This window comes from Actinomadura montaniterrae (assembly GCF_008923365.1).
In the GTDB taxonomy this organism is placed as follows: Bacteria; Actinomycetota; Actinomycetes; order Streptosporangiales; family Streptosporangiaceae; genus Spirillospora; species Spirillospora montaniterrae.
In genome coordinates this window covers 1-20,621 of record NZ_WBMR01000129.1, presented here as the reverse complement: position 1 = coordinate 20,621, position 20,621 = coordinate 1, and the positions used below count along the sequence as shown (strand labels likewise).

The window sequence follows — 20,621 nt, the reverse complement described above, 5'->3', positions numbered from 1 at the left end:
ACCTCTCAGCCGCCCGGCTCGTTCCCTCAGGCGCGGAAGTACGGGCCGGTGGAGCGCACGATCAGGCGCGGCGGGACCAGCCGAGGAGCTCGTCGGCGGGCAGCGTGTTGACCACCCGGCCGGCCGGGACGGCGCAGCGGGCGGCGCGCTCGCAGCCGAAGTGCTGCCAGTCGAGCTGCCCCGGCGCGTGCGCGTCGGAGTCGATCGAGAAGCGGCACCCGGCCTCGACCGCGAGGCGGAGCAGCCGCTTCGGCGGGTCGAGGCGCTCGGGACGCGAGTTGATCTCCACCGCGACGTCGTAGGCCGCGCAGGCGTCGAAGACCAGCGCCGCGTCGAACTCCGACTCCGGCCGCAGCCCGCCGCGCTTCCCGCCCGCCTTCACGATCCGCCCCGTGCAGTGCCCCAGCACGTTCACGCGCGGGTCCGCGATCGCCGCGACCATCCGCTTCGTCATGGCGACCCGGTCCATGCGGAGCTTGGAGTGGACGCTCGCGACGACGACGTCCAGCCGGTCGAGGAGGTCCGCGTCCTGGTCGAGGGCGCCGTCGTCGAGGATGTCGACCTCGATGCCGGTGAGGATCCGGAACGGCGCGAGCTCCTCGTTCAGCTCCGCGACCACGTCCAGCTGGCGGCGGAGACGGTCGGCGGACAGGCCGTTCGCGACGGTCAGCCGCGGCGAGTGGTCGGTCAGGGCGAGGTACTCGTGACCGAGCGAGCGCGCCGTCTCGGCCATCTCCCGGATCGGCGAACCGCCGTCCGACCAGTCGCTGTGGGTGTGCAGGTCGCCGCGCAGGGCCGAGCGCAGCGCGGCGGTCGCCTCGTCGAGCGGCTCGCCCTCGGTGGCCTCCAGCCGGCGCAGGTAGACCGGGGTCTCCCCGCGCAGCGCCTCCTCGATCACCAGCGCGGTGACCTTCCCGATGCCGGGCAGATCGGTCAGCGTGCCGTCGCGCGCCCGGTCCCGCAGCGCGTCCGGCGCCGTCGCCTCGACCAGATCGGCGGCCTTGCGGAAGGCCCGGACGCGGTAGGTCGGCTCATGCGCGCGCTCCAGCAGGAACGCGATGCGCCGCAGCGCTTCGACGGGCTCCACGCCCTGCACGGTACCCAGGTATGACGGACACGTCGCACCGTGGAGGCATACGGGTCCCGCCGCGGTGTCTCTAGCCTGGGCACATGGCCGGGCAGAACAACGACGGCGCGTCCCCGGCGCCGAACAGCCTCCTGTGGGGCGTCCTCGCCGCGGCCGTGACCGGCGAGGCCGATCCGGTCCCGCCGGACCGCCCGTGGCCGGCGGTGCTGCGCTGGACGCGGTTCCTCGGGATCGGGCGGCTGCCGTACGGCCTCGTCGTCAACGTGGTCGGCATCGGCCTCACCATCGCCCTGGCCGCCGGGACGAACTCGCTGCTCGCGACGCCGCAGCCGGCGCGGCCGGGCGTGCACGTCGACGCGCTCGTACGGCTCGTCGCGTCGATCGCGGTGACGCTGCCGCTCGCGCTGCGCGACCGGCATCCGCTCGGGGCGTGGCGGCTGAGCTTCGTGGCGATGGCCGTCATCCCGGCGGGCGACTGGCTGACCGTCCCGTACCTCCCGGCCGGGACGTTCGCCGCGATCGTGTGCCTGTACACGGTCGCGGTGCGGTGCGCGCGGGACATCACCATCGGCGTGGGACTGCTGTCGCTGGCCGGCGTGTGGGTCAAGGACGCCGACACCGCCGGTGGCGCGACCGTCATCCTGCTGCTCGCCCTGGTCGCCGGGTACACCGTCCGGCTCCGCAACACCTCGCGGACGCAGCTGGCCGAGCAGCGCCGCGAGCTGGTCGAGCAGGAGAAGCGCCACCAGGCCGCCGAGGCGGTGCTGACCGAGCGGCAGCGGATCGCCCGGGAGCTGCACGACGTGGTGGCGCACCACATGTCGATGATCGCGATCCAGGCGGAGGCCGCGCCGTACAAGGTCGAGTCCGTCCCCGACGAGACCCGCCGCGACCTGTCGGAGATCCGCGCGACCGCGCTGGACGCGCTCACCGAGATGCGGCGCATCCTCGGCGTGCTGCGCTCCGAGGACGGCGCCGAGACCGCGCCGCAGCCGAGCCTGGAACGGCTGGACGAGCTGGTCGCGCACGCGCGCGGCGCCGGGCTGACCGTCACGACGCGGCTCTCCGGCGACCTCGACGGGCTGCCGCCGGGCGTCGGGCTCACCGCGTACCGGATCCTGCAGGAGGCGCTGAGCAACGCGATGCGGCACGCGCCCGGGTCGAAGGTGGCGGTCGCGGCGATCCGGGCGGACGGCATACTGCGGCTCGGCGTCGTCAACGGCCCGCCGGGCGACGGCCACGTCCCCACCCCCTCTCCTGAGGGCACCGGCCACGGGCTGATGGGGATGCGCGAGCGGGCGGCCATGCTGGGCGGCGAGATGTCGGCCCGGCCCACCGCGGACGGAGGATTCGCCGTGAACGCCACCCTTCCGGTGAAGGCGCGGGCCGCGACGTGACGGTCCGCGTGGTGATCGTCGACGACCAGGGCATGGTCCGCACCGGGTTCGGCGTGCTGCTGAACGCCCAGCCCGACATCGAGGTCGTCGGGGAGGCGGTGAACGGCGAGGAGGGGCTGCGGCGCGTCGCCGAACTGCGGCCCGACGTCGTCCTGATGGACGTGCGGATGCCGGTGATGGACGGCCTGGAGGCCACCCGGCGGCTCCTCGACGGCACCGGCATGCCGCCGGCGGGCGGGGACGACCGGCCGAAGGTGCTCATGCTGACCACGTTCGACCTGGACGACTACGTCTACGAGGCGCTGCGCGCCGGAGCCAGCGGGTTCCTGCTGAAGGACGCGTCGGCGGCGGAGCTGGCGGACGCCGTCCGGATCGTGGCGGCGGGCGACGCGCTGCTGTCCCCGTCGATCACCCGGCGGCTGATCGCGGAGTTCTCCCGGCTGGGCGGGCCGCGCGTCCCGTCCCGCAAGCGGCTGGAGGAGCTGACCGAGCGGGAGACCGAGGTGCTCGGGCTGGTCGCCCGGGGGCTGTCCAACGGCGAGATCGCGGCGGAGCTCGTCGTCGCCGAGCAGACCGTCAAGACGCACTTCGGGCGCGTCCTGATGAAGCTCGGGCTCCGCGACCGGCCGCAGGCGATCGTGTACGCCTACGAGGTCGGCCTGGTCCGCCCCGGCGACTGACGCCCGCCGGGCGCCCTCCGGGGTGCCGGGCGCCCTCCGAGGTATCGCCCGTCATACCCGGGTCGCAGGCCGCAGGACGGCACTGCCGGGTGATCCGCGCGACGGCGTCCGATTCCTAGCGTCCTGGTCAGTGCTTCACCACTGACCAGGGAGGACGTCGGATGAGCAGCGGGCACCCGGCCCTCGGCCGGCGCACCAGGGCGGTCACGGCCGCCGCCGTGCTGACGGTGGCCGCCTCGACCACCGCCGCCGCCGGGCACGCCGAGGCGTACGCGGGCCCGGCGCCGCTCCCGGCCCTGTCGTCCGCGACGCTGGACGCCCGCTACCAGGCGACCGGCACGGAGATCGCGCGGTCCTGGGCGACGGCGCGGCGCGTCCGCGACCACGACCGGGCGCGGGCCCTGTCGGCGTTCCTCGCGCCCGGCCGCCGGTTCCTGGCGTTCGACGCGCGCGGCCGCGGCCTGGCCGTCGAAGTCCTCGGGGACCTCGCCTCCGCGGACCGGATCGCGGTCGTGGTGCCGGGCGCCGACACCGCGCTCGCCAACTTCGACTCGCCGAAGTTCGTCGGCGGCGGCAGCCGCGCCCTGTACCGGCAGGCGCGCGCCGACGCCCCGGCCGCGCGGATCGCCGTGGTCGCCTGGCTCGGCTACCGCACGCCGCGGACGCTCAGCCCCGAGGTGCTGACCGGTGGCCGCGCCGCCGCCGGCGCCCGCGCGCTCGGCCGGTTCCTCACCGGCGTCCACCGCGTCAACGGGCGCGCGCGGATCGCGCTGCTGTGCCACAGCTACGGGTCCGTGGTCTGCGGGAAGGCCGCCCGCGGGCTGGGCGCCGCGCCGGTGGACGACATCGCCCTGTTCGGGAGCCCCGGCGTCACCGCGCACCGGGCGTCCGACCTCGGGCCGTCCGCCCGCGTCTGGGCGGGCCGGTCCACGGGCGACTGGACGCAGTACGTGCCGAAGGTCAGCTTCGCCGGGATCGGCTTCGGCGCCGACCCGGTCTCGCCGGGCTTCGGCGCGCGCCGCTTCGACGCCGGATCCGGCCCGCACAGCGCCTACCTGAAGCCCGGGACCGTCGCGCTCCGCAACCTCGCGCTGATCGCGCTCGGCCGGGACGCGGAGGTGACCCGGTGACGGCCCGCCCCGCGCTCTCCCGCGACGGGGCGGTGGACGCGCTGCGCGCCTTCGCGATCCTCGGCGTCGTGCTCGGGCACTGGCTCGTGACGGCCCTCGTCGCGTCCGGCGACGGCCGCGTCCTGCACGTCACCAGCCCGCTGAAGGCGATGCCGGAGCTGGCGCCGCTGTCCTGGGCGCTGCAGACGCTCGCGCTGTTCTTCCTGGTCGGCGGCTACTCGGCGGCGAAGGGGCTGCGGCCGGTCGAGCCGTGGGACGCGCGGCTGCGGCGGCGCCTCGCGCGGCTGGCGCGCCCGCTGCCCGTCCTGGCGGCGGCCTGGATCCCGGTCGTCGCCGGGCTGCGGGCGGCCGGGTTCTCAGGCGGCTCGGTGACCACCCTGATCGGGCTGGTCCTCAGCCCGCTGTGGTTCCTGGGCGTGTACGCGGCGCTGACCGCGCTGGCCCCGCTCGTCGTCGCGGCGTGGCGGCGGCTGGGGCTGTGGGGCGCGTTCCTGCTCGTCGCCGCGACCGCCGCGATCGACCTCGGCCGGTTCGGGCTCGGCGCACCCGGATGGATCGGCTGGGCGACCGTCCTGACGGGCTGGCTGCTGCCGTTCTACCTGGGCACCGGCTGGGCGCACGGCGCGCTGCGCTCCCGCCGCACCGGGCTCGTCCTGCTGTCCGGCGGCGCCGCCGCTGCCGCGCTGCTGGTGATCTTCGCCGGCTATCCGGCGAGCATGGTCGGCGTGCCGGGCGAGCCGGTGTCCAACCTGAGCCCGCCGACGCTCGCCGCGGTCGCGTTCGGCCTCGCCCAGACCGGCCTCGCGCTGCTGCTGCACGGCCCGCTCACCGCCTGGACGCGGCGTCCCCGCGTGCGCGCGTGCGTCGCGGCGGCCAACCGCTCGGCGATGACGATCTTCCTCTGGCACCAGACGGCCATGATGATCACCACGGTCGGGGCGCTCGTCACGGTGGGTAGCCTGGCCGGGCTGCACACCGCGCCCGACGGGCCGTCCTGGCTCGCGGAACGGCTGCTCTGGCCGCCGGTCTTCGCGCTCGTGCTGGCGGCGCTCCACGCGCTCGCGCACCGCTTCGAACGCCCGGCGCCACGCCCGGACGGCGGCGGCGCGAACTCCGCGGCGGCACCGCGCATCTCACCACGAGCCTCCTGAACGCAGCCGCCCGGCCGGAAACCGCCACCGGCCCCGGATGGTAGAAAGGCCGAAGATGCCGCCGCCACGCAAGACGACACCGAGGCGCGCCCGACGGCTACGACGGGCGCTGGCCTGCGTCGTTTCCATCTCGGCCCTCATGCTCACCACCACCGGGACCGGCCACGCCGACCCGTACGCGGCCCCCGCCGCCGTCCCGTCGATGGCGGCGTCGACGCTGGACGTCCGGTTCGCCACCGAGCGCCGGTCGATCGAGGAGGCGCTCCAGACGGCGCGCAGCGTCGGCGACGACGGGCGGGCGCGCGCGCTGGGCGCATTCCTGGCACCGGGCCGCCGCTTCCTGTACTTCGACCCTCGCGGCCGTGGACGGGCCATCGAGGTCGTCGGCGATCTCGCGCACGCGCGCCGTGTCGCGGTGCTCGTTCCAGGGGCCGACACGACGCTGACCGCGTTCGACCGGCGAGGCGGCAAGCCCTGGTCCACACCGGGCGGGGGCGCGCGGGCCGTCTACTCCCGTGCCCGGTCGATCACCGCCGACCCGGGCCTCGCCGTCGTGGCGTGGCTCGGCTACGCCGCCCCCAAGACCTTCAGCGGCGACGTCCTGACCGACCAGCGCGCCGGCGAGGGCGCGGGCGAGCTCCTGGACTTCCTCGCCGGCATGCGCCGCGTCAACCCCGCCGCCCGCGTCGCGCTGCTGTGCCACAGCTACGGCTCCGTCGTCTGCGGGCGCGCCGCCCTCGGCCACCACGCCGGCCGCACGGCCGCCGCATGGCGGCAGGTCAGCGACATCGCCCTGTACGGCAGCCCCGGCACGACCGCGTGGTCCGCCGCCGACCTGAGCCGCACCGCCCGCGTCTGGGCCGGCCGCGGCGCGACGGACTGGATGGAGGACGTCCCGCACGTGCGGATCCTCGGCCTCGGGCTCGGACCGGACCCGGTCTCCCGCGGCTTCGGCGCCCGGGTGTTCGCCGCGGGCGCCGGCGGCCACAGCGACTACCTCGCGCCGGGCTCCCTCCCGCTGCGCAACCTCACCGAGATCGCCCTCGGCGACGCCCCCGCGGTGGTCCGCGGCTGACAGGAATCCCTCACTCGGGGACGGATCATCGCCTGTTCGATGGCACTCTGGGGAGGTGGACACCGCAAGCGAGGCCGAGATCCGCGAGCAGACCACCCAGCGCCTGGAGAAGGCGATGGGCACGTTCGGCACCGCGGCGCTGACCAGCATGGAGGAGCAGCTCCCCTGGTTCCGGCGGATGCCGCCGGACCAGCGCTCCTGGATCGGGCTGGTCGCGCAGGCGGGCATCGCCGCGTTCGTCGAGTGGTTCAAGAGCAACGAGCGGACCCGGCCCGCGATCGCCGGCGAGGTGTTCGGCACCGCGCCCCGCGAGCTGCTGCGGTCCATCAAGCTGCACCACACCATCGACATGATCCGGGTGATCATCGAGGTGGTGGAGACCCGCCTCGACGAGCTGGCCGCGCCCGGCGGCGAGGCCCAGCTCCGCGAGGCCATCCTGCGCTACACCCGGGACGTGGCGTTCGGCGCGGCGCAGGTGTACGCGCGCGCGGCCGAGACCCGCGCAGCCTGGGACGCCCGCCTGGAGGCCCTCGTCGTCAACGCGGTGCTGCGCGGCGAGGTCGACGACGGCATGCACTCCTGGGCCGCGGCGCTCGGCTGGACGTCCAAGCCCGTCACGGTGATCGCCGGGTACACCCCGGAGGACGAGGAGCCCGAGGTCACCATCGACCAGATGCAGCTGGCCGCCCGGCGCGCCCGCGCCGACGTGCTCGCCGGCGTGCACGGGCACCGGGTCATCGTGGTGGTCGGCGGCGACGCCGACCCGATGGAGGCGGCCCGCCCCATCGCCGCCAAGTGCGGGCCGGGCCCCGTCGTGGTCGGCCCGAAGGTCGGCGACCTGTACGACTCGACCAAGTCCGCGCAGGCCGCCGTCGCCGGGCTGCGCGCCGCGGCCGGCTGGCCGGACGCGCCGCGCCCCGTCCCGGCGACCGAGCTGCTGCCCGAGCGGGCCCTCGACGGCGACGCCGAGGCCCGCCGGTACCTGGTGGAGGGTGTCTACAACCCGATGCTCGCCGCCGGCGCCCCGCTGCTCGACACCCTCACCACCTATCTGGAGCAAGGGTCGTCACTGGAAGCGACCGCCCGGCTGCTGTTCGTACACCCGAACACGGTCCGTTACCGGCTGCGTCGCGTCACGGAGCTCACCGGCCTCGCGCCGACCGACGGACGCAACGCGTTCACGCTCCGCATCGCCCTGGTCCTGGGCCGCTTCGCCGCCCGCCCGCCCCGCGCATAACGGGCTTGTAGGGGTCGTACAAAGGGCCCGGACCAAACTTCGTCGCGATCGGCATCGAGAGGAATGGGGCGTTCGCGAAAGGCTGGACGCCGTGATTCTCCTCGCATCGCCCGGCCAGGGCGCCCAGACCCCCGGCTTCCTGCAGCCATGGCTAGAGATACCCGGAGTCGCCGACCGCCTGGCCTGGTGGTCGGCCGTCACCGGGCTGGACCTGGTCAGGTACGGGACGACCGCCGACGCCGAGGAGATCCGCGACACCGCCGTCGCGCAGCCGCTGCTGGTCGCCGCCGCGCTCGCCGCCTACGAGGTGCTCTACGAGGACGGCGTCCCCGGCGCCGTCGCGGGGCACAGCGTCGGCGAGCTCGCCGCCGCGGCGATCGCCGGGGTGCTGTCCCCCGAGGCCGCGCTGGTGCTCGTCCGCGAGCGGGGCCGCGCCATGGCCGAGGCCGCCGCCGTCACCGAGACCGGCATGACGGCCGTGCTCGGCGGCGACGCCGACGAGGTGCTCGCCGCGATCGACAAGCAGGGCCTCACCCCCGCGAACGTCAACGGCGCCGGCCAGGTCGTCGCCGCCGGGACGATGGAGAAGCTGGCGAAGTTCGCCGACGAGCCGCCCGCGAAGGCGCGGCTGCGGCCGCTGTCGGTCGCCGGGGCCTTCCACACCGAGCACATGGCCCCCGCCGTCGACACCCTCCGCCGCCTCGCCCCCGGCGCCCCCGTCGCCGACCCCCGCACCAGGCTGCTGCAGAACCGCGACGGCGCCGTCGTCACGTCCGGCCGCGACTTCGTCGCACGCCTCGTCGAGCAGGTCAGCGCCCCCGTCCGGTGGGACGCGTGCATGGCGACGATGCGCGAGATCGGCGTCACCGGCATCATCGAGCTGCCCCCGGCCGGGACGCTCGTCGGGCTCGCCCGGCGCGAGCTGAAGGGCATCGACCTGGTCGCCCTCAAGACCCCCGACGACCTGGAGAAGGCCCGCGAGCTGATCAAGGCGGACGCGGCATGACCGGGCTGCGCATCCCCGAGGCGGCCGCGGGCGCCCGCATCCTCGCGTTCGGCGACTACCGGCCCGCGCGGATCGTCACCAACGACGAGCTGTCGCGGACCGTCGACACCAACGACGAGTGGATCCGCACCCGCGTCGGCATCCAGGAGCGGCGGATCGCCGGCGACGACGAGGGCATCGTCGAGCTCGGTGTGCACGCGGGCGGCAAGGCCCTCGCCAACAGCGGCCTCGACCCGTCCGACATCGACCTGGTGATCCTCGCGACCTGCTCGGCGGAGTCGCCGATGCCCGGGCACGCGCCGCAGGTCGCGCACCGGCTCGGCATCGACGCGCCCGGCGCCTTCGACCTGAACGCCGCCTGCGCCGGCTTCTGCTACGCGCTCGGCACCGCCAGCGCCGCCGTCCGCGCCGGCAGCGCCCGCAACGTGCTGGTGATCGGGTCCGAGAAGATGTCCCAGTGGATCGACTGGACCGACCGCTCCACCAGCATCATCTTCGCCGACGGGGCGGGCGCCGCGGTCGTCACCGGCAGCGAGTCGCCCGGCATCGGCCCGGTCGTGTGGGGCAGCGCCGGGGAGAACTACGACAAGATCATCATCGACGACCGGCACTCGTTCATCCGGCAGGAGGGCCAGGCGGTGTTCCGCTGGGCCACCACCGCCATCGCGCCGGTCGCGCTGGAGGCGTGCGAGCGCGCCGGGATCGCCCCCGGCGACCTCGCCGCCGTCGTCCCGCACCAGGCCAACCTGCGGATCATCCAGGCCATCGCCCGCAAGATGAAGGCCACCAACGCCGTGGTGGCCGACGACATCGTGCACTCCGGCAACACCTCGGGGGCCTCCATCCCGCTGGCCCTCTCCCGCATGATCGAACGCGGCGACGTGCCGTCCGGCGCCCCCGCCCTCCTGGTGGGGTTCGGCGCCGGACTGTCCTACGCTGCCCAAGTCATCCAGATCCCGTAGGCCGTCACGCCTGCTCGCAGGCTCTGGACCAACCCCATCGAAGGAGAACTCAGAACCATGGCAGTCGCCACCGAACAGCAGATCCTGGACGGCCTCGCCGAGATCATCGACGAGATCGTCGGCATCGACAAGTCCGAGGTCACCCCGGAGAAGAACTTCATCGACGACCTCGACATCGACTCGCTGTCGATGGTGGAGATCGCGGTGGCCGCGCAGGACCGCTTCGGCGTCGAGATCCCCGACGACGAGCTGCGCAACCTCAAGAGCGTCCAGGACGTCATCAACTTCGTCCAGAAGCTCCAGAGCTAGTTCCGGCCGGTGGCCGGGCCGTGCGCCGCACGGGCCGGCCGCAGGGAGGGCGCGCCGCCGGGCCGCCCGGACGGGCCCGCACGGGCCCCGCCGGGGATCCGGGCCGGGCGCGCCCTGCCTCCACTCCCCCTCCAGTCCGCAAGGAGCATCTATGAGCAAGAGCCAGACCAGAGTCGTGGTGACCGGTCTCGGTGCAACGACCCCTCTCGGCGGCGACCTGCCGTCGACCTGGTCCGCCCTGCTCGCCGGAGAGTCCGGGATCCGCAGCCTGGACTGGGAGGGCGTCGAGGACCTGCCGGTGCGTTTCGCCGCCACGCTGAAGGTGGACCCGGCCGAGGTGATGCCGAAGCAGTCGCTGCGCCGGCTGGACCGCAGCCAGGCGATCGCGCTGATCGCGGCGCGCGAGGCGTGGACCGACGCCGGTTTCGCGCCGGCGGTCAGCAACAAGACCATGCGCAACGAGGAGCCCGCCGGGGTGCCCGGCGGCTTCGTCGTCGACGGCGACCGGCTGGGCGTCGTCGTCTCCAGCGGCATCGGCGGCCTGCACACCGCGCTGAACAGCTACGACGTGTTCCGCGAGCAGGGCTGGTCGCGGGTGTCGCCGTTCACCGTGCCGATGCTGATGCCGAACGGCGCGTCCGGGCACGTCGGGATCGAGTTCGGCGCGACCGCGGGCTCGCACGCCCTGGTCAGCGCGTGCGCGTCCAGCGGCGAGGCCGTCGGCTACGCCATCGACATGATCCGCGCGGGCCGCGCCGACGTCGTCATCTGCGGCGGCACCGAGTCGTGCATCCACCCGCTGCAGATGGCCTCGTTCGGCCGGATGCGGGCGATGTCGACCCGCAACGACGAGCCGGCGCGCGCGTCCCGGCCGTACGACAAGAACCGCGACGGCTTCGTGCTCGGCGAGGGCGCCGCCATGATCATCCTGGAGTCGGAGGAGCACGCCCGGGCCCGCGGGGCCCGCGTGCAGGGCGTCGCCGCCGGCTGCGGCTACTCCAACGACGCCTACGACATCGTGCTGCCGGACCCGAGCGGCGGCGGCCAGGCCAAGGCGATGCAGCGGGCGCTCGCCGACGCCGGGCTGCGGCCCGAGGACGTCGTGCACATCAACGCGCACGCCACCTCGACCCCGTCCGGCGACGTCGCGGAGCTGAACTCCATCAAGGCGGGTCTCGGCGAGGAGGCCGCCGCGAAGGTGGCCATCACCGCGACCAAGTCGATGACCGGCCACCTGCTGGGCGGCGCCGGCGCGCTGGAGTCGGTGTTCACGATCCTGGCGCTGCGGGACGGCCTCGTCCCGGCGGTCGCGAACCTGGAGGACCTCGACGACGAGGTCGACCTGGACATCGTGCGGGACGAGCCGCGCAAGCTCGCGGACGGGCCCGCCGCGGCGCTGAACAACTCGTTCGGTTTCGGCGGCCACAACGTCTCGGTCGCCTTCGAGCGCGCTCTCTGACGCTCCGCGGGACCGCGTACGTCAACGGCCCGGTGAGTCCGAACCCTCGGACCCGCCGGGCCGTTCCGCATGCCCGCTTCCTGCCCCGCGCGCCACGGCGCTCTGGCGCGTGGCACGTGCCCTGGCGTACGTAGCACCTGCCCTGGCGGACGTGGGGCGCCGCGCTCGGGCGGGCGTGGCGCCGCGCGCTGCGAGGCGCTCGGTGAAAGCCGTGAGGGGCGCTCCGCGGAGTGCGGGCGCCCCGGAGCCCCGGAGGGGCGGCCCTGGACGGGAGCATGCGAGTTGCGGGACGGGCACGCTCCGCGCGCGGGCCGCCGGAAGGACGGCGGCTCGGCGCCTTAGACGGCCGCGTGGAGCCAGCGCACGGGAGCGCCGTCTCCGGCGCGCCGGAAGGGCTCCAGCTCGTTGTCCCAGGGCGTGCCGAGGAGCCGGTCGAGCTCGTGCTCCAGGGTCGTCTTGCCGACGGCGGCGTTGGCCATGACGGACCGCAGCCGGTCCTCGGGCACCATGATGTCGCCGTTGGCGCCGATGACGCCGCTGAACACCCCGAGGGACGGGGTGAAGCTGTAGCGGACGCCGTCGCTGCCCGGCGTCGGATCCTCGGTGGCCTCGAACCGCACCAGTTTCCAGTTGCGCAGGGCCGAGGTGATCCCTGCCGCGGTGCCCGGCCTGCCCTCCCAATGAAGCTCGGCGCGCAGCGTCCCCGGCGCGGCCGCCTGATCAGCCCACTCAAGGGAAACGGGCACGCCGAGAACACCTGCGGCGGCCCACTCGATGTGCGGGCTCAGCGCAGGTGGCGCGGAGTGGACGTAGAAAACGCCACGTGCGGTCACCGGACCTCCTGGATCTGTACCGAGGCTCGTCTTCCCCTACGGCCTCGTACGTCCCAAGACGGCGTCCGCGTCCCTCATTGTGCATCATCGGCCCCGGTCGCACCACCGTGAGTGGGCCGTTTGCCGAACCCTTGACCACGCGATGCGCACCGTTCACCGGCCTCGGCCGACCAGCGTAGGCCCTCGCACGGCCGCGGCGCCGCCGATTCGGCGCGTTCGGTCATCACCTTCCGTCCGCGCTCCGGCACGATGAGTGGCGGGTCCGTGGCAGGGGGAGGATGGGCGATGCTCGACCAGGAGGCGCGGCTGGAACGGCTGCTGGTGCGGCACCGTGACGCGATGGTGGTGGAGCCGGTGCCGGGGAGGCGGACGCTGGTGCGCCGCGACCAGGTACTCGTCTCCGGACGGGACGCCGGCGCCGCGCAGAGCCTCGTGCGGCGCTGGTGCGACGGGCGGGAGGACGAGCCGGGCGCGACGCGGCTGCGGCTGCGGCCGTCCGCGAAGGTGGACGTGTGCGAGCTGGCCGCGCAACTGTCCGGTGGTGGCCGCCATCGGACGCTGAGCGTGTCGCCGAACCATCTCGTCCACGGGCAGCCGATGTGGTGGAGCGGTCCGGCCGACCGGCCGCGGCCGGCGCCGCCGCTGCCCGCCCCGGTCGCGGCGGGCGCGCGCCGGGACGTGACGGTCGCGATCCTGGACACGGGACTGTCGCCGCACCCCTGGTACGAGGACACCGCGTGGTTCCGCGAGCAGCGCGACGAGGTGGCGGAGGTCCTCGACGCCGACCTCGACCTCGAACTGGACGCGCAGGCGGGGCACGGCACGTTCATCGCGGGCGTGATCCTGCGGCACGCGCCGACGGCGGAGTTGCGGGCGCTGCGCGTCATCGGCGGGGACGGCGTCGGCGACGAACTGGAGGTCATCCGGGCGCTGACCCGGCTCGCGTCCTGGGGGCGCGCGGACGTGGTGAACATCTCGCTCGGCTGCCACACCTTCGACGACCGCCCGTCGCCCGTGCTGGCGAGGGCGATCGCGGCGCTCGGCCGCCGGACGGTGGTGGTGGCGTGCGCGGGGAACACCGCGAGCGAGCGCCCGTTCTGGCCAGCCGCGATGAAGCCGGTCATCGGGGTCGCGGCGCTCGACGGGGACGACCGGGCCTGGTTCTCCAACTACGGCTGGTGGGTGGACGCCTGCGCGCCGGGGGTGGACGTCGCGAGCACGCACGTCTGGTTCGACGGCCCGCGCGCCCCCTCCGGAGGTACCGATGCGGACCGGTTCGAGGGATACGCGACGTGGAGCGGGACATCGTTCGCGGCACCCGCCGTGGCGGGACGGATCGCGGGGCTCGCCGCCGCGGAGGGGCTGGACGCGCCGTCCGCGGCCGACCGGGTCCTCGATCCGGCGCGCTGCCACACGCTCCCCGACCTCGGCGTACTCATCAGTTCTTGAGCACGGTCCGATGGCGAAGCGGTAACCGCGCACGGAGCGTGGTCAATTTCCCACTTAGGGTGATCAGTTCATGTCAGGCGATCACGTGGCGGGAGACCTCTTGGCGACTCTGCAGGACGACGGGACTCTGCAGGACGACGATACGAGCGCGCTGGTGGTGCGGGCTCGGGAAGGCGACGGCGCCGCGTGGGCGCGGCTGGTCGAGCGGTACAGCGGGCTGCTGTGGTCGATCGCCCGCGCGCACGGCCTGGGCGACGCCGACGCGGGCGATGTGGTGCAGACGTCCTGGCTGCGGCTGGTGGAACGGATCGACGCGCTCGACGACCCGTCGGCGGCGGGATGCTGGCTGGCGACGACGGCGCGCAACGAGTGCCGGGCGCTGCTGCGGCGGCGGACCCGCGACTTCGCGCCGGTGCCGTTCGGCGCGCGCCACCCGTCCGGGCCGGACGAGGTGGCGGCGGTCCGGGACCGGCTCGGCCGGGTCGGCGCCGCGCTGGAGGCGCTCCCCCGCCGCTGCCGGACGCTGCTGCGGCTGTTCGCCCAGGCCGCGAGCTACGCGGAGCTGGCGGCGGCGCTGGGCATCCCGGTCGGCAGCGTCGGCCCGACGCGGGCCCGCTGCCTGGCCGCGCTGCGGAGGCTCGTCCCGTGAACGACGAGGAGCTGATGGCGGGGGCGCGGGCCGCGTTCGACGCCCTCGACCCGGTACCGGAGGGCGTGCTCGCGGCGGCGCGTTCGGCGCTCGCGTGGCGGACGCCGGCGGCGGCGCTGGCGGAGCTGCGCCACGACGGCGCGGTGCGTCCGGCGGCGGGCGTGCGCGGCGGGACGGGACGGTCGCTGACGTTCGGCTGCGCGGCCGGGCCGGCGGTCGCGGCGGCGGTGGAGATCGAGGTCACCGGCGAGGGCCGGCACCGCGAGATCACCGGACGGCTCGTCCCGCCGGCGAGCGCCGAGATCGTCGTCCGGCACCGCGACCTCCCGGCGGGGCGGGCGGCCGGGCGGACCGGGCCGACCGGGATGTTCTGCCTTCCGGAGGTGCCGGAGGGGCTGGTCAGCCTGCTGTTCCGGCTGCCGGGCGGTGCGTCGGTCGTCACGAGCTGGGTCCGCGTATGAGCGGCGAGGACGAGCGAGCGCTGCTGTGGCTGGCGGCGATCGACCCGGCGACCGCGCACGCCCGCGCGACGGCGCTGCTGGAGCGGGGCGACGACATCCTCGCGCTGCGGATCGCGGGCCTGGCGTGCAAGGAACTGGGGCGCTTGGAGGAGGGACTGGCCTTCCTGTACCGGGCTCTCGATCTGGCGACCGGGCGGGCGATGGCCGATGCGGAGTCCCGGGACGATGCATGGCCGGTGTTCGCGGACGACTCATGGACGGGTGACACGCGTCCAGACCCGTATGCCGCCGCCAAGGTCCGGATGAACCTGGTAGGTCTCTTGGCCGCGCGCGGAGATCTCACGGGGGCGCTGGTACACGCGGAGGAAGCGGAGACCGTCCTGCACGGCGAAGACGCGGACCGCCTGGCGGCCAACAAGGCCTGCGCGTTGGCCCGCGCAGGCCGGGTCGCTGAAGCGCACGACGTCGCCGAGCGCGCGCTCGCGGGGCTGCGAAAGGGGCACGACCGGGCGGCGCTCAACGGGCTGTTGAGCAACATCGGGCTCGCGCGGGCGATGCAAGGCGACTATGGCGGTGCCGAGGAGGCACTAGCGGAGGCCGTCGCGGTCGGCGAGGCCGCCGGGCTGCGGCATCAGACGGCGATGGCCAAGGGCAACCTGGCGTTCGCGGTGTCGCGGCGCGGGGACGTCCCGCGCGCGCTCCGGCTGTACGCGGAGGCCGAGCCGCTCCTGGCTGGAGAGCGGCTGGCGCAGTGCCGCCTCGACCAGGCGGAGACCCTCATCGTGGCGGGCCTGCCACGCGAGGCGCGGCCGCTTCTCGACGCGGCCCTGGACGCGGCGAGGGCGCACGGCTACCGGTGCGACGTCGCGGACGCCCTCCTCCTGCGCGCGCACGCCGAACTCGCGGATGGCGATCCCGGGCGGGCCGCCGAGAGCGCCGCGCAGGCGCGGGACGCGTTCGCCGAGCAGGAGCGTCCCGGCTGGATCCCGCTGGCGGAGCAGGTGCTGATCAAGGCGCGCTGGGAGTCCGGCGAGCGGTCCGAGGCGCTGCTGGCGGACGCCACCGCTGCGGCGGACCTGCTGGGCGACGGCGGGTGGGCCGGTCCCGCCGCCGAGACCCGCGTCATCGCGGCGCGGGTGGCGATGGCCCTCGGCAGGCCGCCTGGCCGCCTGCTCGCGGGAGTCGACGGCACGGACGGCCCCGCCGCGGTCCGGATCGCCGGCTGGCACGCGGCCGCGCTCGAACGCTCGGCGCGCGGCGACGTCCCGGGCGCGGTCGGCGCCGTCCGGGCCGGGCTGGAGGCGGCCGCGCGGCACGCGGAGGCGTTCGGCGCGCTGGACCTGCGGGCCCGCGCTGCGGGACTCGCGGGCGAGCTGGCCGCACTCGGGCTCGGCCTCGCCGGGTCCGCGGCTGAACTCCTGGCCCTGGAGGAGCGGCGGCGCGCCATCGCCCGCCCGCACCGGCTGCGGCCGCCCGCCGATCCCGAACGGGCCGGGGCGCTCGCGGCGCTGCGGGCGCTCAGCGCAGCGCACACCTACGACGCCGCGGCCGGCGGCGTCCCGTCCGTGCTCGCCGCCGACCTCGCGGACCTGGAGGCGAAGGTCAGCGCACACACCCGCCGCCGCCCGGGCGGGCCGCCCGGACCCGAAGCACCGGAGCCCGCCGAGATCGCCGCCGCGCTCGGCGACCGCGCGCTCGTCGAGCTCGTCGCCGTCGGCGGCGAACTGCATGCGGTGACCGTCGCCGGCGGCCGGATCCGCGGGCACCGGCTCGGCGAGCACGACGCCGTCGCCCGCGAGACCGGGCTGATCCGCTATGCGCTGGGCCGGCTCGCGGGTGACGACGATCCCGCCGCGCTCACCGCCGTCACGGAGTCCGCCGAGCGGCTCGACCGGCTGTTGCTGGCGCCTGTGTTGGCCGAGGTCGCCGGCAGCGACCTTGTGATCGCCCCGGTCGGGCCGCTGCACGGCCTGCCCTGGGCGGTGCTGCCGTCGCTCGCGGGGCGCCCGTTCACCGTCGTCCCGTCGGCCGCGGCATGGCTGAGCGCCCGCACGGACCGTCCGTCCGGCGGGCGTACCGTCCTGGTCGCGGGCCCCGGCCTCGCCCACGCCGGGCGCGAGATCGCCGCGTTGCGCGGCGTCCACCCCAGCGCGCTCGTGCTAGACGGCCCGAGCGCGCGCGCCGAACCCGTCCGCGACGCACTGGACGGCGCCGCGCTCGCCCACATCGCCGCCCACGGCGAGTTCCGCGAGGGCAACGCGCTGTTCTCGCGGCTGCGGCTCGCCGACGGCCCCCTCACCGTCCACGACCTCGACGCGCTCGCGGCGCCGCCCCGCGTCGTGGTGCTGTCGGCGTGCGACATCGGCCGCTCCGACGAGGGCGACGCCACCGTCGGGATGGCGGGCGTGCTGCTCGCCCTCGGCGCCGCCACCGTGATCGCCAGCGTCGTGCCCGTCCGGGACGCCACGACCCCAGAGTTCATGTCGGCGTTCCACACCGGGCTGGCGTCGGGGCTGCCGCCGTCGCGCGCGCTCGCCGCCGTCCCGCGCGCGCCCGGCGTGGCCGGATTCCTCTGCTTCGGCTCGGGATGACGGCCGGGTCCGTGGCCGCCGGCGCGTAACGCGCGGCCACGGACCCGTCCGATCAGGTATCGCCGGTCGCGACCGGATTGCCGGGGTCGGCGACCCAGTTCGACCACGACCCGACATAGAGGGCCGCGGGGATGCCCGCGAGGTTGAGCGCCAGGATCTCGTGCGCCGCCGTCACCCCGGAGCCGCAGTAGGCGCCGACGTCCAGCGCGTCGGTCGCGCCGAGCTGCGCGAACCGCTCGCGCAGCAGCTCCGGCGGCAGGAACCGGCCGTCCACCCCCACGTTCCCCGACGTCGGCGCGTTCCGCGCGCCCGGGATGTGCCCGGCCACCGGGTCGACGGGCTCGGTCTCACCGCGGTACCGCTCGGCGGCGCGGGCGTCCAGCAGCACCCCGGCCGTCGCCAGCGCCCCCGCCCCCTCGGCGTCCAGCACGGGCAGCCGGCCCGGACGGGCGAAGAAGTCGCCCGGCTTCACGTCCGGCTCCTCGGTGGTGACCGCGTGGCCCGCCTCCGTCCAGGCCCGGTAACCGCCGTTCAGCACGCGGACCTTGTCGTGGCCGAAATAGCGCAGCGACCACCAGACGCGCGCGGCGGACGTGGAGTCGGCGTCGTCGTAGACCACGACGAGCCGGTCCCCCGACACGCCGGCGCGCCGCATCGCGGCCTCGAAGTCACCGGACGCGGGCAGCGGATGGCGCCCTGCCGGCCCCGGCGGCCCGGCCACGTCCCGGTCCAGGTCGACGAACACGGCCCCGGGGAGATGGCCCTTGCGGTAGGAGTCGATTCCCGGCGGCCCCGCCAGATGCCAACGCACGTCCAGCAGGACCAAGGGGGTCTGCCGCCGGAGCAGCCGGTCCAGCGCGGGCACTTCGATGAGAGGGTGCACATCGCCAGTTTGACCTTCGTCGCCCGGATTGAGGAGGGGCTCGGCGGGGTTCGTCACGACCGGCAGCCTACGCACCGCCGCCCCCGGGACACGCCGTGACCAGCACGGATCCCGCGACATCCCAGGTCAGCGCCACCCAGGCCGGCGGCGGCCCGGCGCGCCGCGGGTCCCGGGGCGGGGGCGCGGGTCAGGGGCGGGTCGCCGACAGCAGCGGCACGATCTGCTCGGCGGTGACGAGCGAGCCGTGCATGCCGATCATCCCGTTCAGCCAGGGCTCCCGCTCCGACGCCACGATCGCCAGGTCCGCGTGCGGGACCGCGATCACGTCGCCGACCCGCTCGGCCATCCCCGGGGCGAGCGGGCCGAACCAGCCGTCCGCCACCGCCTTCTCGCGCGGCACGACCCACGCCCGGTCGCCGACCATCGCCGTCCACGCGGCGAGGACGTCGTCGTGCGCGCCCGGCTCGCTGTAGACGTACCGGCAGCGCGCGTCGCCGCCGAGCAGGGCCACGCCCTCGCCCAGCTCGGGGACCGTGTCGGCGTCGATCCGCTCCGACGGGTCGACCATGCCGTGGTCGGCGGTCACGTACAGCGCCGAGCCCGGCGGCAGGACCGCGGCGAGCTCCTGCACGAGGACGTCCACGAACCGCAGCTGGTGCCGCCACTCCGGCGAGCCCACCCCGAACTTGTGCCCGGTCGAGTCGAGGTCCGGGTGGTAGACGGTCACGAGGGACCGGCCACCGCGCTGCAGCGCCCGCTCGGCCCGCCCGACGAGCTGGCCCAGGCTGTCCGCCGCGAGGTAGTCGGCACCGCGGGCCGTGGCCCGGCTGAGCGGCGAGTTCCGGTACAGGCCGAGGGACACGTAGGCCGCCGCGACACCGGCCGCCGCGGCCCGCTGGTAGATCGTCGGCGCGGGCTGGAAATGCTCCGGGTCGACCGAGTCGTCCCGCCAGCGCAGGCAGTTCAGCAGCCGTCCGGTGCCCGGGACGGCGACCTGCAGGCCCAGCAGGCCGTGCCCGCCGGGCGGCAGGCCGGTGCCGAGCGACCCGAGGCTGGTGACGGTCGTCGCGGGGAACCCCGCGGTGATCGGGCCGCCGCCCATCGCGGTCAGGTACGGCGCCTCGTCCGGATGGGCGCGCAACTGCTCCCAGCCGAGCCCGTCGACGAGCAGCACGCAGGCGCGCGGCAGCACGGGCAGGCCCAGCACGTTCACCGCGTCCGGGACGCCCAGCGCCGCCAGCACCGACACCGGGACGTCGGCGAGCGCGCCCGTCCCGTACCGGGGCACGGGCGGCACGGGCGCCGGAGGCGGCGGGGGCGGCGCCGGGGCCCCGCTCACCGGGCGCTCATCGGGTGCTCACCGGGCGGTCGCCGCGGACAGCTCCTCGGCGAAGGCCAGCACCTGCGCGACGGCGTCGGCGCCGTCGGCGGCCTCGCTCACCCGCAGCGACAGGTCGTCGGCGGTGACGCTGCCGGTGTAGCCGTGGTCGGCCTCGCAGTTCTCGTCGCCGCAGGTCGCGGGCTCCAGGTCGATGTGCGCGATGGCGCCCCACCCGATCGTCAGGACGACCTCGGTCGGCGGCACCCCCGGCACGTAGGAGGCCGGGTCCGGGACGACCCGCGTCACCGCGACCGACTGGACGCGCTCCAGCTTCACCGCCTCGGTGGTGGTGGACGCGTGCGGGCGCTCCATGCCCTCGCCGGGCGGGTGCTCGTCGGTGTGGCACACCAGCAGCCGGGACGCGGACAGCACCAGTACGGTCACGTGCCGCCGGACCTCCATCGCGGGGTCGAACGTCGCCTCGTGGTGCACGACGTACGCGACGACGCGCTCGTCCCCTATGGCCGACTCGACCGCGTCCGCGACCAGGGCCGGGTAGTAGCCGCTGCGCTCGATCGCCGTGCGCAAACCGTGAGCGGTCGCTCGGGTTTCCCTCATGCCCCTATCCTGCCCTGTCCGGGGCCGGACGCGCACATGCCCGGCGCGGGCCCGGGCACGGGTCGGAGCGCCGGGCCGGGGCGGGCCGACACGCCGACCGAAGCGCCGACCGAAGCACGGCCCGAAGCACGGCCCGCACGGGTACCCGAGGGGCACGCGGGTACGGAGGTCGCATGGACGAGAGAGATCCGCTGCCCACCCCGCGGCCGGTGCCCCCGCCGACACCGGACCCGGCCCCCGCACCGGAACCGCTGGTCCCGCCGACCGAGCCGCCGCCCGGCCCGATGCCGGGCCCCGCGCCCCAGCCGCCCGGGCCCGTCCCG

Annotated in this window: 19 protein-coding genes; 14 read left to right on the top strand and 5 right to left on the bottom strand. The window is 75.5% G+C overall.

Annotation, left to right across the window (positions count from 1 at the left end):
* Nucleotides 1–61 precede the first annotated feature (61 nt).
* The gene (locus tag F9B16_RS32835) at nt 62–1,087 is read right to left on the bottom strand and encodes a PHP domain-containing protein (protein WP_225992154.1); all 1,026 of its coding nucleotides are present in this window, start codon (nt 1,085–1,087) and stop codon (nt 62–64) included.
* A gap of 83 nt (nt 1,088–1,170) precedes the next feature.
* Here F9B16_RS32835 and F9B16_RS32830 point away from each other — a divergent pair, with 83 nt between their 5' ends.
* From F9B16_RS32830 to F9B16_RS32785, 10 genes are all read left to right on the top strand, one after another.
* Nucleotides 1,171–2,484, top strand: coding sequence for a sensor histidine kinase (locus F9B16_RS32830; protein WP_151544111.1), 1,314 nt, complete (start codon nt 1,171–1,173; stop codon nt 2,482–2,484).
* On the top strand, nt 2,481–3,164 hold the full coding sequence (locus F9B16_RS32825) for a response regulator (RefSeq protein ID WP_151544110.1): 684 nt from the start codon (nt 2,481–2,483) through the stop codon (nt 3,162–3,164). The genes F9B16_RS32830 and F9B16_RS32825 overlap by 4 nt, the downstream gene beginning before the upstream one ends.
* Before the next feature lie 161 nt (nt 3,165–3,325).
* Nucleotides 3,326–4,294: an alpha/beta hydrolase gene (locus F9B16_RS32820; protein ID WP_151544109.1), complete on the top strand. Its 969-nt coding sequence runs from the start codon at nt 3,326–3,328 to the stop codon at nt 4,292–4,294.
* Nucleotides 4,291–5,445 (top strand): acyltransferase family protein, encoded by a 1,155-nt coding sequence (locus tag F9B16_RS32815; protein ID WP_225992153.1) that lies wholly within the window; start codon nt 4,291–4,293, stop codon nt 5,443–5,445. The genes F9B16_RS32820 and F9B16_RS32815 overlap by 4 nt, the downstream gene beginning before the upstream one ends.
* 139 nt (nt 5,446–5,584) lie before the next feature.
* Nucleotides 5,585–6,520, top strand: coding sequence for an alpha/beta hydrolase (locus F9B16_RS32810; RefSeq protein ID WP_225992152.1), 936 nt, complete (start codon nt 5,585–5,587; stop codon nt 6,518–6,520).
* Between the two features lie 55 nt (nt 6,521–6,575).
* Nucleotides 6,576–7,757 (top strand): PucR family transcriptional regulator, encoded by a 1,182-nt coding sequence (locus F9B16_RS32805; protein ID WP_151544107.1) that lies wholly within the window; start codon nt 6,576–6,578, stop codon nt 7,755–7,757.
* 91 nt (nt 7,758–7,848) lie between these two features.
* Nucleotides 7,849–8,763, top strand: a complete 915-nt coding sequence (locus tag F9B16_RS32800) for an ACP S-malonyltransferase (protein ID WP_151544106.1) — start codon at nt 7,849–7,851, stop codon at nt 8,761–8,763.
* Nucleotides 8,760–9,725 (top strand): beta-ketoacyl-ACP synthase III, encoded by a 966-nt coding sequence (locus F9B16_RS32795; RefSeq protein WP_192809104.1) that lies wholly within the window; start codon nt 8,760–8,762, stop codon nt 9,723–9,725. The genes F9B16_RS32800 and F9B16_RS32795 overlap by 4 nt, the downstream gene beginning before the upstream one ends.
* A 57-nt stretch (nt 9,726–9,782) precedes the next feature.
* Nucleotides 9,783–10,034 carry an acyl carrier protein gene (locus tag F9B16_RS32790; protein ID WP_151544105.1) on the top strand — a complete coding sequence of 84 codons (252 nt, stop codon included), beginning with the start codon at nt 9,783–9,785 and terminating at the stop codon, nt 10,032–10,034.
* A gap of 151 nt (nt 10,035–10,185) precedes the next feature.
* Complete coding sequence (locus tag F9B16_RS32785) at nt 10,186–11,493, top strand: beta-ketoacyl-[acyl-carrier-protein] synthase family protein (protein ID WP_151544104.1); 1,308 nt, start codon at nt 10,186–10,188, stop codon at nt 11,491–11,493.
* Between the two features lie 338 nt (nt 11,494–11,831).
* Here F9B16_RS32785 and F9B16_RS32780 read toward each other — a convergent pair whose 3' ends face one another.
* Nucleotides 11,832–12,326, bottom strand: coding sequence for a DUF3145 domain-containing protein (locus F9B16_RS32780; RefSeq protein ID WP_151544103.1), 495 nt, complete (start codon nt 12,324–12,326; stop codon nt 11,832–11,834).
* A gap of 285 nt (nt 12,327–12,611) precedes the next feature.
* Between F9B16_RS32780 and F9B16_RS32775 the strand changes: the two genes are divergently transcribed.
* From F9B16_RS32775 to F9B16_RS32760, 4 genes are all read left to right on the top strand, one after another.
* Nucleotides 12,612–13,775, top strand: a complete 1,164-nt coding sequence (locus F9B16_RS32775; protein ID WP_151544102.1) for a S8 family peptidase — start codon at nt 12,612–12,614, stop codon at nt 13,773–13,775.
* 100 nt (nt 13,776–13,875) lie between these two features.
* Nucleotides 13,876–14,424, top strand: coding sequence for an RNA polymerase sigma factor (locus F9B16_RS32770; RefSeq protein ID WP_225992151.1), 549 nt, complete (start codon nt 13,876–13,878; stop codon nt 14,422–14,424).
* Nucleotides 14,421–14,885 (top strand): hypothetical protein, encoded by a 465-nt coding sequence (locus F9B16_RS32765; RefSeq protein WP_151544100.1) that lies wholly within the window; start codon nt 14,421–14,423, stop codon nt 14,883–14,885. The genes F9B16_RS32770 and F9B16_RS32765 overlap by 4 nt, the downstream gene beginning before the upstream one ends.
* Complete coding sequence (locus F9B16_RS32760) at nt 14,882–17,476, top strand: CHAT domain-containing protein (RefSeq protein WP_225992150.1); 2,595 nt, start codon at nt 14,882–14,884, stop codon at nt 17,474–17,476. Before F9B16_RS32765 ends, F9B16_RS32760 begins: the two co-directional genes overlap by 4 nt.
* A 52-nt stretch (nt 17,477–17,528) precedes the next feature.
* Here F9B16_RS32760 and F9B16_RS32755 read toward each other — a convergent pair whose 3' ends face one another.
* The 3 genes from F9B16_RS32755 to F9B16_RS32745 form a co-directional block, all read right to left on the bottom strand.
* Nucleotides 17,529–18,359, bottom strand: a complete 831-nt coding sequence (locus F9B16_RS32755; RefSeq protein WP_225992149.1) for a sulfurtransferase — start codon at nt 18,357–18,359, stop codon at nt 17,529–17,531.
* Nucleotides 18,360–18,546: 187 nt separating this feature from the next.
* Nucleotides 18,547–19,698, bottom strand: a complete 1,152-nt coding sequence (locus F9B16_RS32750; protein WP_225992148.1) for an alkaline phosphatase family protein — start codon at nt 19,696–19,698, stop codon at nt 18,547–18,549.
* 18 nt (nt 19,699–19,716) lie between these two features.
* Nucleotides 19,717–20,298, bottom strand: coding sequence for a DUF5998 family protein (locus F9B16_RS32745; RefSeq protein ID WP_151544098.1), 582 nt, complete (start codon nt 20,296–20,298; stop codon nt 19,717–19,719).
* Nucleotides 20,299–20,621: the final 323 nt, after the last annotated feature.